Origin of the sequence: Paenalicyclobacillus macrosporangiidus (assembly GCF_900116805.1) — a bacterium.
Classification (GTDB): domain Bacteria; phylum Bacillota; class Bacilli; order Alicyclobacillales; family Alicyclobacillaceae; genus Alicyclobacillus_H; species Alicyclobacillus_H macrosporangiidus.
Genome location: NZ_FPBV01000005.1, coordinates 71,701 through 84,988, shown reverse-complemented (window position 1 = coordinate 84,988; position 13,288 = coordinate 71,701). Strand labels below are relative to the sequence as shown.

9 protein-coding genes and 1 CRISPR repeat array are annotated in these 13,288 nt (G+C 66.5%); of the genes, 1 reads left to right on the top strand and 8 read right to left on the bottom strand.

The window, feature by feature from the left end; genetic code table 11:
• Window positions 1-61 precede the first annotated feature (61 nt).
• From BM357_RS05925 to BM357_RS19745, 4 genes are all read right to left on the bottom strand, one after another.
• Window positions 62-913 carry a 3-hydroxybutyryl-CoA dehydrogenase gene (locus BM357_RS05925; RefSeq protein ID WP_074950611.1) on the bottom strand — a complete coding sequence of 284 codons (852 nt, stop codon included), beginning with the start codon at window positions 911-913 and terminating at the stop codon, window positions 62-64.
• A 68-nt stretch (window positions 914-981) separates the two neighbouring features.
• Entirely contained in the window at window positions 982-2,163 is a 1,182-nt protein-coding gene (locus BM357_RS05920) for an acetyl-CoA C-acetyltransferase (RefSeq protein WP_074950609.1), read from the bottom strand.
• Window positions 2,164-2,244: 81 nt separating this feature from the next.
• Window positions 2,245-4,233, bottom strand: coding sequence for a (Fe-S)-binding protein (locus BM357_RS05915; protein ID WP_245783864.1), 1,989 nt, complete (start codon window positions 4,231-4,233; stop codon window positions 2,245-2,247).
• Between the two features lie 233 nt (window positions 4,234-4,466).
• Window positions 4,467-5,642, bottom strand: a complete 1,176-nt coding sequence (locus tag BM357_RS19745) for a M48 family metallopeptidase (RefSeq protein WP_175511461.1) — start codon at window positions 5,640-5,642, stop codon at window positions 4,467-4,469.
• Window positions 5,643-5,861: 219 nt separating this feature from the next.
• Between BM357_RS19745 and BM357_RS19740 the strand changes: the two genes are divergently transcribed.
• Entirely contained in the window at window positions 5,862-7,028 is a 1,167-nt protein-coding gene (locus BM357_RS19740) for a radical SAM protein (protein ID WP_175511460.1), read from the top strand.
• Window positions 7,029-7,107: 79 nt separating this feature from the next.
• Window positions 7,108-7,816: direct repeats of the CRISPR family, unit length 37 nt; unit sequence GCTTCAATGGGGCCGCAGGCTGCGCCTGCGGATCGAC.
• Between the two features lie 305 nt (window positions 7,817-8,121).
• Here BM357_RS19740 and BM357_RS05900 read toward each other — a convergent pair.
• The 4 genes from BM357_RS05900 to BM357_RS05885 all read right to left on the bottom strand — a co-directional run bounded on the left by BM357_RS05900 (window position 8,122) and on the right by BM357_RS05885 (window position 13,286).
• Window positions 8,122-8,490: a hypothetical protein gene (locus BM357_RS05900; RefSeq protein ID WP_074950603.1), complete on the bottom strand. Its 369-nt coding sequence runs from the start codon at window positions 8,488-8,490 to the stop codon at window positions 8,122-8,124.
• Window positions 8,491-9,142: 652 nt separating this feature from the next.
• A complete protein-coding gene (gene kamE / locus BM357_RS05895) occupies window positions 9,143-9,913 on the bottom strand; it encodes a lysine 5,6-aminomutase subunit beta (protein WP_074950601.1) in 771 nt (256 codons plus the stop codon).
• Window positions 9,913-11,484 (bottom strand): lysine 5,6-aminomutase subunit alpha, encoded by a 1,572-nt coding sequence (gene kamD / locus BM357_RS05890; protein ID WP_074950599.1) that lies wholly within the window; start codon window positions 11,482-11,484, stop codon window positions 9,913-9,915. Before kamD ends, kamE begins: the two co-directional genes overlap by 1 nt.
• Window positions 11,481-13,286, bottom strand: coding sequence for a MutS-related protein (locus BM357_RS05885; protein WP_074950597.1), 1,806 nt, complete (start codon window positions 13,284-13,286; stop codon window positions 11,481-11,483). The genes kamD and BM357_RS05885 overlap by 4 nt, the downstream gene beginning before the upstream one ends.
• Window positions 13,287-13,288 lie beyond the last annotated feature (2 nt).

Sequence of the window (13,288 nt, the reverse complement as noted above, 5' to 3'; positions counted from 1 at the left end):
GCACGGACGCCCCCGCCGGTGGCTCAGGTGTATCCGCCGGACGCAGGTGTCTCCGGTGGACTCAGGTGTATTGGTAGAATCCTCGCCCGGTCTTCTTGCCCAGCCAGCCGGCCTGAACGTATTGGCGCAAGAGCGGGCAGGGCCGGTACTTCGGATCGCCGAAGCCCTCATAGAGGACCTCGAGGATGGCCAGACAGGTGTCGAGCCCGATGAAATCCGCCAGGGTCAGCGGCCCCATCGGGTGATTCATGCCCAGTTTCATCACCTGGTCGACATCTTCGACGGACGCCACGCCTTCGTACACGCAGTAGATGGCCTCGTTGATCATCGGCATCAGGACGCGGTTGGACACAAAACCCGGGAAATCCCGCACCTCGACCGTGGTCTTGCCCATGCGTTCCGCCAATGTCTTGACCGCCTCGTACACGGCGTCCGCCGTGGCGAGGCCGCGGATGACCTCGACCAGCTTCATCACCGGAACGGGGTTCATGAAGTGCATGCCGATGACCTGCTCCGGCCGTCCCGTCACCGCCGCGAGTTGCGTGATGGGCAGCGACGAGGTGTTGCTTGCGAGGATGGCGTGAGCCGGCAGGATCTCGTCCAACCGGCGGAACAGATCCAGCTTGACCTGCAGGTTTTCGGTGACCGCCTCGATGGCCATGTCGCACGCGGCGGCCTGATCCAGGTCGGTGGACGTCCGGATGCGGCCCAGCACCTCGTCCATCTCCGCTTGTGTCAACCGGCCCTTCTCCACGCTGCGGGCCAGATTCTTCCGGATGCCCGAGAGCCCCCGTTGGGTGAACTCCTCCGCGATGTCGTACAACAGGACCTCCAGGCCCGCCTGCGCCGCCACCTGGGCAATCCCGCTGCCCATCTGGCCAGCGCCCGCCACGAGCACGTTGCGAATGTCCATGCCAGCCGTCTCCTCCTCTTGCGCATGTCCTGACGAGCCCGGTCCTGGCCGCGCGGGCCGAGCCGGGGTCAGCCCGGCACCTCCACCAACACGGCGTCTCCCTGGGCCGCGCCGCTGCAAATGGCCGCGATGCCGCGGCCGCCGCCCCGGCGGCGCAGCTCGTGGATCAGCGTGGTGAGAATTCTCGCCCCACTCGCCCCGATGGGATGTCCCAAGGCGATGGCCCCGCCGTTGACGTTCACCTTGCTCTCGTCCCAACCGACCATCTGCCCCGATGTGAGGACGACCGCCGCGAAGGCCTCGTTCACTTCAAACAGGTCGATGTCCTTCAGCCGATAGCCGGTTTTGTTCAGCAATTTTTGAATCGCGAGCCCGGGGGTGGTCGCGATGTACGCCGCCTCGGCCGCCACCTCCGCGTAGCCGAGGATGTACGCCAACGGTGTCCGGCCCGTCTCCCGGGCGTAGTCTTCCGACATCACCACCAAGGCCGCGGCACCGTCGTTGACGCCAGGGGCGTTGCCGGCGGTGATGGTGCCCTCGGGATCGAACACGGGCGGCAGCGCCGCCAGCTTCTCCAGCGAGGTGTCCGGCCGGGGCGCCTCATCCTCGCGCACCACGTACGTCCCCTTGCGATCCTCAACGGTCACCGGGACGATCTCCTCCGCCAGCCGGCCCTCCTGGATGGCCGCCACCGCCCGCTGATGGCTGCGCAACGCCCAGGCGTCCTGCGCCTCGCGGGAGATGCCGTACTCCTTCGCCACCCGGCTGCCGAGGGCCGCCATATGCACCTGGTGGAACGCGCAGGTCAACCCGTCATGCGTCATGAGATCAATGACCACACCGTCGCCCATGCGCAGCCCCTTGCGCGCGCCCGGGAGCGCGTAGGGCGCGTTCGACATGCTCTCCATGCCGCCGGCGACGGCGGCGCGGATGTCGCCGGCCCGGATGAGCGCGTCGGCCAGAGTGACCGCTCGAAGACCCGAGGCGCACACCTTGTTCACCGTGATCGACGGCGTCTCCCAAGGCAGCCCGGCCAGGCGGGCCGCCTGCCGCGACGGGATCTGGCCCGCGCCGCCCTGCAGGACCATGCCCATCAGGACGTGGTCAATCTCGCCGGGATCCACCTGTGCCCGCTCCATTGCCGCCCGGATGGCGATGCCGCCCAGCTCCACGGCCCGCTTGGGCGCCAATACACCTTGAAACCGTCCAAACGGGGTTCGGATAGCGCTTACAATGGCCGACCTTGCCATCGTCCATTCCTCCTCCCCGAGGGGGGTGGGCGGCGGCTGCGCAGCCACCGCCTCTGGATCTTGTGCGGCCGCGCACGCGGCTCACACGGCCAGTGACTCTGCCAACAGCTCAAGGACGTCGAACGTCTGCAACCGGTCCTCGGCCCCGTTGGCCTTGGTGCCGTCAATCAACATGGTCATGCAGTACGGACAGGCGGTGCCGACGATGTCGGCCCCGGTGTCGAGGGCCTGCTTCGCGCGCATGACGTTGATGCGCGTTCCGGTCTCCTCCTTGAACATCCCGCCGCCGCCCGCGCCGCAGCACATCGCCTTGTTGCGGTTTCGTTCCATCTCCACCAGCTGGACGCCGGGGATGGACTGGAGGATGTACCGCGGCGCGTCGTAGATGCCGTTGTAACGGCCGAGGTAGCAGGAGTCGTGGTAGGTGATGGTCTTGTCGATCCGCTTGACCGGCTTGATCTTGCCTTCCTCCAACAGCTTGGCGGCGAATTCGGTGGCATGGTACACCTCGGCCTCGAAGCCGAAGTCGGGATACTCGTTCTTGAACGTGTTGTACGCGTGCGGGTCGGTGGTGATGATCTTCTTGACGCCGTACGTCTGGAAGATCTCGATGTTGCGCTGGACGAATTCCTGATACAGAAACTCGTTGCCCAGGCGGCGCGCGGAGTCGCCGTCGCTCTCCTCCTCGGCGCCGAGGATGGCGAAGTCGACCCCGGCGGCCAGCAGGATCTTCGCGAAGGCCTGGGCGATCTTCTGGTTGCGTTGATCAAAGGAAGCCGCCGTGCCGACGAAGTACAGGTACTCGGCTTGGCCGTCCACCTCGGCCATCGTCTTGACCGGCAGGTCCTTCGCCCACGCGGCGCGCTCGCGCCGGTTGATGCCCCACTCGTTGGACTGGCGCTCGAGATTGGCGAACACCTTGTTGACCTCCGGCGACGCCTTGCCTTCCGTCAGCACCAGATAACGCCGCATGTCGACGATGGCCTGCACGTGCTCGTTGGCCACCGGGCAAGCTTCCTCGCAGGCGCGGCAGGTGGTGCAAGCCCAGATCTCCTCTTCGCTGAAGGTATTCACGAACAGCGACTCAGACTGCACGTTCTCCGCGCCCGCAGCCATCTGCGCCAACATACCGGGACCCTGGGCGACCAGGGACTCTTTCATCTTGATGATCAGGTACTTCGGCGACAGCGGCTTCCCGGACAGGGTGGCCGGGCAGGAGACGTGGCATCGGCCACACTCGGTACAGGCGTACCCGTCGAGCAGTTGCTTCCAGGTGAACTGCTCGATGCGGCCCACGCCGAACTCCTCGACGCTCTCGTCCTCCAGGTCGAGTTTCCGGAGTTTGCCCGGGGGATCGAGCTTGCGGAAGTACCAGTTGAACATGGCGCCAATCATGTGCAGGTGCTTCGACCGCGGGATGAAATACAGGAACGTCGAGATGCACAGGATGTGGATCCAGAAGCAGACCTCGGCGATGGCCAACAGGGCGCCGGGAGACGACCCGGCCAGGCCGCCGGCGATGGCGTTGACAACGGGGGACCACCACCCCGGCGAGACGCCGTCCAGAACGAGATCCGCGGCCGTCGCCACGTAGTACGTGAGGACGATGGTGCCGATGAGCCCCAGGATGAGCCCCGCCTCGAAGGAAGCCTCGACGCGCATCGGGCGCATGGCATAACGGCGAATGAGGCCGAGCACGACGGCGACGAGGACGAAGGCGGAGAACATCTCCTGGATGAACAGGTACACGGGCGATGTGGCCCACGGCAGATGCCAACGGGTCAGATGAAAGACGATGAAATCGAGATCGCCGAAGACGAGGACGAGAAAGCCCCAGAAGATGAAGAAGTGGGCAATGCCCGACGGTTCGGCCAACACCTTGCGCTGGGCGAGCACGAATTCAAGAAACCCGGCGAACCGCCGCCCCGGATCCTGGGTGCGGGACTCCTCTTTCGCCCCCAACCGCAAAAACCGGTAGCGATCCCAGATGGCTTTGCCGAACAGGTAGAGCGCGGTGCCGAAAACCAGGACGAACACCACACCCTGCACAATATACCCAGTGGTCGACACTCTCCGTCTCCCCTCCCCAATCCACCGGCCCGCAACAACCTCACCACACGAACGCCGGTGACACGTACCGTCCCTACCGACCGGTCGGTACGATGAGCTTTACAAAGAACGCGTGTGAGAGACTTCGGCATCCCGTCATGCGTTCATTCTACCATGAGGGCCTTGCGGTCAACCATATCTGGTTTTTCCTGATCTTCCGTACCGCCGCTTCAGTGTAAATTCCGTACTGCCGGTCAGTGCAAAATCGTCGCCCTCATGTCGTCCACCATCTGGCTTGGCAGCTGCGCCCGCTGCGCGATCCACTCGATGCGGCGCGCAAACGAAGGATGCGTCTGCAGCCGCTCGTCCCAGCGGTGCAGGCGTACAGTCGCCTGGTTGAGCCGGGCGAGCTTGAGCAGCGCGGAGATGAACACAGGCGCAGGGATGCCCAACTGCAGCACGTACGCGTCCGCCTGCCGCTCCTGAACGCGGCTCACGTAGCGGACGGTGAACCCGAAGTAGACGAAAAACAAGAGCAAGAGGACCCCCACCGCAGCCCAGTCGGGTGCATCCGGCGCGTAGGTGTCCCCAAGCCATCCGATGGCCTCCACCAGCGGCACCCAGCCCACCACGAGCAACAGGCGAATCCACAGGTGATGCCGCTTCACGTGCCCAATTTCGTGGGCGATGACGGCCTCCACCTCCTCCTGGGTCAGGTGATCCAGCAGGTAGTCGGCCAGGTAGATGTGCTTGTGAAGGTAACCCGACACCAGGGCGTTGGCCTGGCGTCCCCTGCGGGAGGACCAGACAAACAGCCCGACCTTGCCCAGGCCCGCCCGGAGGGCGAATGCCTCCAGCGCGTCGCGGAGCCCCGAAGCGGGCATCGGGCGGGCGCGCAGCGTCCACCTGAGGAACAACGGAAGCAACAGGTTCAGCGCCGTCACGAACACCAACGGCAGCAGCAGGCTCATCAGGCGATTGTTGTCGAGCGCGTTCTGAATGGAATCGGGAATCCACACCACGGCCAGGTTCCACAACACCACCGGCACCAGGATCAGCGCCAGCCAGCGCAGCGCCTGCCCCGCCTGCTCTCTGCGCGTCTCGGCTGTCTGCCGGATCTCGCGCAGCACCGGGTGTTGGATGGCCTGGTGCGCCAGCGTCAATCCAACCACGACGAGGGCCGACAACACCACCGCGATGGCGCCGCCCGCATGGCCAAGCGGCCGCAGATAGCGAACCATCGACAGCGGCGCGGCGATGCACGTCGCCAGCATGACGACGCCGAACACGTACTGCGACAGCAGCCGGTGCCGGTACAACGCCTGCTCGGCAGACCCCAGACGCCGGAACAAACGCCGCGTGTGCCGGGCAATCCACACGGACAACCCGAGATTCAGCGCCACCAGTCCGATCCCGCCCACGACCGTCATCCATCCCGTCCACATACGCGCCCATCGCTCCGTTCCGTGTGTTCGATCCGGCTCTCCGCCCGCTCCCAGCCCAAACGCCCGGCGCGGTGCTCCCGGCCCAATCCCGATCCGGCCGGGAGCGAAGCACCTGCTCCTAACGATAGAAGGCTTGTGCCGTTCCATCAAGCCCCATTTCAAGCTGTGGTATTCTGGAAGTGAAGACGGGAAGGGGTGCGTACCATGCCCGAATTGGCAAGACCAAGAGCCCAAGAATCCCGGCATGGCCTGCGTGTAACGGCGGGATCGAGCGTCACGGTGTTCGATCGGACGGGGCGCTTCCTGTGGTTGTCGGACGGCAAAACAGTGATTCGGCGTGGTCTGGACAACCGGTTCGTACGAGTGGATGCGCACCCGTCCGCTCATCCGGTGGACCGCCAGTACCGGAGGCTCACTGAGACGGAAGCGCAGTCCACGGTGGAGGCCGCGTACGAAAACGCCCGAAGGGCGCTGGCGAACGAGTTGGAGCCGACGCGATCGCGTTGGCAAGAGAGGCTGGCCTCGTGGACATGGGATCGGCTGGCGGAGGACGGGCCGCGCTTTCGGGCGGTGTACCGGCCAGTCAGCATCCTGCCACCGGACGCGTATCGGACCGTCGTGGTGCAGATCGCGGAGGGATGTTCTTACAACCGGTGCCTGTTCTGCGACTTCTACCGGGATCGGCCGTTTCACATCAAGAACCAAGAGGAGCTGGACCGGCATCTGCGCGAGATCCGCGCGTTCTTCGGCGAACGCCTGATGGACCGCACGGGGGTCTTCCTGGGAGACGGAAACGCGCTGGTGATCCCCACGCGGAGAATTCTGTCGGGGATAGAGCAGATTCGGTCCCATCTGGGCGATTGGGTTGAGGCGTCCGGGGAATGGTCGACGTTCATGGACACCTTTCATTCGGACACCAAGGACGTCGAAGAACTGGCCGCGGTGCGCCGGGCGGGTCTGTCGACGGTGTACATCGGGCTGGAATCCGGGGACGACGAGCTGCGGGCCTTCTTGGATAAGCCGGGCAAGGCGGCGGAGGCGATCCGCGTGATCGAGCGGTGCAAAGAAGCCGGCATGCGCGTGGGCGTGATTCTGTTGGTGGGCGCAGGCGGCCACCGGTTTGCTGACCAGCATCTGGAACACACCGCCGAGACACTGGCGGCCCTGCCGCTAACGGAGGGCGACGTGGTGTACCTGTCTCCCTTCGTCGATCCGCCGCATCCGGCCTACCGGGAGCGCCTGCTGGCGGCGGGCTCTGCGTCGATGACCCGAGACGAGCTGAAAGCGGAGTTAAATCGGTGGATGCGGACGCTCTCCTTCGTGAAACCGGCGAAGGTGACGTTTTACAACATCCAGGAACACCTGTACTGATGCAGGCAAGCAGGCGGGAGCTGAGGCTGCGGATCGACCAGTGCGACGTGGTCCGCACCGTCGGCGTGGCCTCCGTCCCGCTTCAAGAGGGCCGCGGGCGGAGCCTGCGGATTGACGGCGGCGTACCGGAGGCAAAGCGAGCACTTGGGCTGCTTCAATGGAGCCGCAGGCTGCGCCTGCGGATCGACAGTGGATATCGTGTACGAGAGCGTCATCACACCAGGCCCGCTTCAATGGGGCCGCAGGCTGCGCCTGCGGATCGACTTGGCAGCTTCGCGCACCGTAGCCGCCTTCTGTGCGACGGCTTCAATGGGGCCGCAGGCTGCGCCTGCGGATCGACGCCATGTATCTGTTCGAGCACATGCGGACGCCTCGGCTTCAATGGGGCCGCAGGCTGCGCCTGCGGATCGACAAGACTGGGCAGTTGGTGTATGTCGGTGAGCGTTCGTTCGTGCTTCAATGGGGCCGCAGGCTGCGCCTGCGGATCGACTGGAAAATGCGTGGAAACCGATCATCCTCGAGGAAGGAATGCTTCAATGGGGCCGCAGGCTGCGCCTGCGGATCGACGTCGAAATGATGTCATCCGAGGAACGCCGTCTCCTTGCTTCAATGGGGCCGCAGGCTGCGCCTGCGGATCGACTCGTGCGTATCTGGCCAACATTGAAGCCGGGCGAAGCTTCAATGGGGCCGCAGGCTGCGCCTGCGGATCGACCTTATATATTGTCCGGTCTGACCAGTGCGGGACGTGTCCGCTTCAATGGGGCCGCAGGCTGCGCCTGCGGATCGACTCTTCCACCTTCAGCCCTGCAGCCGCGTGAACTGATTTCATTTTTGTGCGAACCAGGCAGAACCGCCATAGCATCCACGTTTTCCAGTGCTTCCATTTTAATCTGCAAGGCGGCGGAAATCCAGATGGGACGCGGGTTCCATGAGATGCGCGAACCTCCTGGGATGTGACCATCACATGGGGTTCGCGCAGCAGATGGATTCGCCGCCCGAGACCGGAGCACCGAGCACTGCGGGTGTCGCCGCACCGAACATCCGGTGCGACGAACATACGCGCCGCAGGTTCCCCGACGAAAACCGAGTTCCATCAACGCGTAGAGGAGGCCACCTCTTCCTCCGCCTTCTTCAGGAATTTCATGAGATCGTGTTTCTCGTCACCGCGCGGAAGACCGGTGACATGAATGTGCCCGCGCAGACGGGTGTCGACCAAAGCGGCAATCTGGAGATCCGCAAAACGCACGCCAGGCTTGCACACGCATGCGGCCACCTGCGCTGCCAAACGGGGCTGCGTTTCCATGGTGATGGTGACCACGGGTTCGTACCGGCGTTCCGTGGCCTTGCTCACGACCCGGGTCGATCCCGTCCACGTGAAACGGGGACCGTCTTGGGTGAATGGTTCGGGGTGATCACGCAAAGCCCGCTCGATGATGGTCTTGAGCACATCCAGACGAAGCACGCATTCGGGGTCTCGGTTCGTGGCCGAACCCCTTCCTCCTTTGCACGCAATCTGTGGTCACCGGGTTGCCGGAGACACCAGCCGTCTTATTCTAGCAGGCTTGGCACCGTTCATCCAATGGATCGAACCGCTTTTCCGGAACGTGAGCGCGAAAACCCGCATCGACGCTTCCCGGTCGTGGCGGACAGCAGGTGGCCGACGACGGTAACATACGTTTTGTACTCAATTCATCCCTGAGCTCATGGATTGCGACCGAATTGCATCTAACGATCGCCCCCAGCGACGAATTACTGTCAATTTTGCATTCAGTGAGCCGTTGGATGGGGGCCCCGCCTCGGATTAAACAAGCTTCTGATGCTATCCAATCCATCGGGGATGCCGATACTCCCAATTTTGCGTCTATGGTTCGGATTCCGAGTACAGTAACGACAATTTTGCATTAAGGCCCCGAAGCACCCTCGAACCACTCCCGAACCAACCGCCCATTAGACGCAAAACCCGGGTAAACGCGCGACGCAAACGGCCCCCGCCCCACCCTGCACAGCCACCGGGCCCCGCCATCCCGCACAGCCTCGCCACCGCGCCTCCCGCAGAGCCCACCGGGCCCCCGAGCCGCCACACCCCACACCACCCCTCGCCCCCACGACCCACCTCACGCCAACCCCCGCCGCACCATCTCCTGCACGATGAACGACGCCACGTCCGGCGCCAGCGTGCCCGGGCCGAAGCCCGCGTCGTAGCCCAGCTCCAACGCCAGCTCGTGCGTGATGCGAGGACCCCCGCACACCAGCACCACCCGCTCCCGCAGTCCCTCGGCCTCCAACAGGTCTGCCAACGCCGCCAGGTTGTGGATGTGCACGTCTTTCTGCGTGACCACCTGTGACACCAGGATCGCGTCCGCCCCGACCTCCACGACTTTGCGCAGCAGATCCTCGTTATCCACCTGGCTGCCCAGGTTGTACGCCTGGATCTCCGGGTAGCGCTCCAGCCCGTACTCGCCGTGGTAGCCCTTCATGTTCATGATGGCGTCGATCCCGACGGTGTGCGCATCCGTCCCGGTACATGCGCCGACGACCGTGATCTTGCGGCCAATCCGCTCGCGGATGAAGCGGTTGATCTCGTCGAACGTCATCCGCGGCGCGTCCACTTTCGGCACCTGTATGTGCGCGTAGTCCACCGTGTGCGTGCAGCGACCGTACAGGATGAGGAACGTGAACCCCTCGCCGATGTCCTCGTGGTGCACCACCACCGGCTCCGCCAGCCCCATTTTGGCCGCCAGCTGGCGTGCCGCCTCCACTGCCTCCGGCCCGTCCGGTACCGGCAGCGAGAAGCTCAACTGCACCTTGCCGTCGTCCATCGTGTCTCCGTAGGGGCGTACCCGTGTCAGGTCCACCTTGGCGATCTCGCTGCGCCAATTCCCCATCACACCTGCACCTCCAGCCCCAGCCGTGCCCGCAGCAGCTCCTCGAACGGGTTGAAGTACGTCGGCCCGCGCATCACCACGCCCGAGAGACCGCGGCCTCCCGCCGGCGTGCGCCGGACGTCGGCGAACACCCCATCCGCCAGCGCCTCCAAGAACCCCATCCGCTCGATGCGCTCCAACAGATCCACCGCCTCCCGCAACACTTCCCGGGCGCGCCGGGCGATGCGCCCGTCCGGGCGGAAGACCACCTCATCCCCCAGGTGCCTTGCGTTGCGGAAGATGTACTTCGCCGCCTCCAGCGACAGGTGCCGGTCGGAGAGGAGCGGCGTGTGGATCTGCTCCGTCATCATGCCGAGCAACTGAATCCCCTGCTGCGTCAGGATCCCCGCCAGGTTGAAGAGCGCGTCCTGCACGTGGCCGCGGAAGATGTTGCCCGTCATGTGCTTCGTGGGCGGCATGTATTTGAGCGGCGCCCGCGGGAAGATCTCCCGCGCCATCTGCGCCTGGGCCACCTCCAGCAGGAAGCCGTCCTCCAGCGCCGGGTCCATCTCAAAGGCGTGCCCGAGCCCCATCTGTTCCTCCCGCAGCCCGGCGCGCAGGGCGAACTGCTCGTTGATGAACTGGGACGCGAGCACCGTGTGGGCCGCCTGCACCGCATCCGCGGTGGTCAGGTAGTTGTCCTCGCCGGTGTTGATGATGACGCCCGCGTACGCGTTGATCATGCGGGAGAACATCTGGTCTACCAGCGTCCGCTGCGGGTTGATGTCGCGAAACAGGATGCCGTAGAGGGCATCGTTGAGCATCACGTCGAGCCGCTCCAGGGCGCCCATCGCCGCGATCTCCGGCATGCACAGCCCGGAGCAATAGTTGCACAGCCGGATGTAGCGGCCGATCTCCTCGCCCACCTCGTCGAGCGCCTCGCGCATGATGCGGAAGTTCTCCTGCGTCGCGTAGGTGCCGCCGTACCCTTCCGTCGTCGCCCCGTAAGGCACGTAGTCGAGCAGGCTCTGGCCCGTGCTCCGGATGACGGCGATGATGTCCGCCCCTTGGCGCGCCGCCGCCCGCGCCTGCACCACGTCCTCGTAGATGTTGCCCGTCGCGACGATCACGTACAGCAACGGCGCCGGCCCCTCGTCGAGCCGCTCCAGCAACGCCTCTCTGCGCCTGCGGTTGGCGGCGATGCGATCGAGCGCCCCCTCGGCCCACCGCAAGCCCGCCTCCCGCACGGCCGACTCATCCATATCCGGCAGCTCGTCCAGGCGGACGCTGCCGTCCGCCACAGCTTCCGCCAACGCTTGCGCCGACAGCCCTGTCGCGAGCATGCCGTTCACGAACGGCCGCGCGATCCCGCCGGCCAGCCCGCCCGCCGCCTGCACCGCGTCGACGATCACGTTCGGCAACGGCACCCCTTCCGCATTCACGCCGTCCACGCCGAACAGGCGCAGCACCGTCCGCTCCACCGCCACCGTCGTCCGGGCGGACGTGAACGCCTCCATCCAGTCGGCGATCCGCCCGGCTGCCGCGCGCCCCCTCGCAATCCATGCCTCATCCAGGTGCAGTTTGGGGGTCATCCTCGTCCCTCCTCGCCCTTCGGCACCGGCCCCATGCGCTCTCCCGCCGGCGCGTCCGCCGGACCCTCCGGCGTCATCCGTTCCCTCGCCAACGCCGCCCGCGCCCGCCGCAACACCTCATCCGGCAGCCCCAGCCAGGCGGCCACCGCAATCCCTTCCTCCGGCACACCGCCGCCCTCGACCCGCTCGATCCGGTAATCGATGGCCTCCGCCAAAGCGCGCAGCCCCGCCTCCGAATCGCCGCCCCGCGGCTGGTCAGCCGGCGGATCGCACCCCTGCGGACCGCCTGCCGGCGGCGGCAACCGGTCCAGCCGCACTCCCCGCACCCGGTGATGCGCCACCCCCGGCAGCGCGGCCACGCGGCTGAAGTGGCTCGCCATCACCGCCGTCACCCGCGCCGGCCCGGCTTCGCGCAAGGCCTCCGCCCACGCGACGGCCATCGCCTCCCCCTCGCGCGGGTTGGTGGTCCGCCCGGGCTCGTCGAGCAGGACGAGCGCAGGATGCGGGGCCATCGCCCGCATGTCGTGCCAGATCCGGGTCAACCGCGCCACCTCCCGCCCGAACGCGCTCAGCCCGTCGATGTCCGGCCGCTCCGGCTCCGGCCCCCAACGGACACACGCGAAGAGGCGCGTGCGAAACCCGGCCGCCGGCACCGGCAACGCGTGTTGTGCAAGCGCCTGGCACAGCGCGACAAGCTGCACCGCCGCCGTCTTGCCGCCCATGTTCATCCCGGCGATCACGTTGACCCCCGCCGCCACCTCCACATCGATGGGGGTCACCCGCCCACCGCGCGCGGCCAACCGCTCGCCCAACCCCGGGTGCACGCCCTGGCGCAGTTCGATGGACGGGAGATGCCCGGACGCTCGGCCGCCCGCGGGCCCCGTGTCCAAATCGCCATCGGCGCCGGCCGCCTCCGGCGCGCACCCGCCCCAGCGGCGGGCCAGCGCCACGCGCGCGAGGCGCAGATCCAGCGACGCCACGTCGTCCACCAACCTCCGCCACACAGGCCCCTCCGCCCGCAACCCTTCCGCCAGCCGGGCCATGCACCGCTCCTCCGCCTCCGCCAGCGCCGCGCGGCACGACGCCACCTCGGCCGTCCAACGGACGACGTCTGGCCCAGGCAGGCACTCGAACACCGACTCAAACGGCGTGTCCTGCCGCCAGCGCACCCCAGGCTCCGCCTTCAACCGCTCCGCCACTGCCCGTCCCGCAGGCACCGGGATGCGAAGCAGACCGCTCGCGTCGGGGCGCACCCCCGCCTCTTTCCGCCAGCGCTCAGCTTCCCTCTGCCGCTCGCGCGCGAGGCAGACCGACGCCTCCGCCAAGCGACGGCGCAGGAGACGGTACGTGTCGTCGGCGACGGAATCGACGGAAAAGGACGCGCCCGCGTCTCCGAAGGGCTCGAGCAGGCGATGCCAGGCCGCCGCGTGCGTCCAGCGCAGGCGCTGGAGATCCGGGTCGCGGGCGAGATCGCCCCCGACGCGCAGGAAGGTCTTGAGCGCCAGCGCGGCACGGGCGGCCAGCGGCCGGCCCCGCAGCAGAATGTCGAGGTCGGCCGCCACGTCCGGAAGCGCCCGCAGCCCCTCCCGTGCCCGCCGCAGCGGATCGTCCGCGACGGCCGTGAGGTCGGCCGCCAGCTCGGTCAAGGCGGCCTGCCACGCCTCCTCCTCGCCGGGCAGAAACGGCCTGTGGGCCGCTTTCGCCCGCAGCCCGTACGGGGTGACCGGCGCCCACGCCGCCCACACCGCAGGCCAGCCGATGGAGGACGCGGTGATGTCGTCGAGAAACGGGATCGTCCGCATCG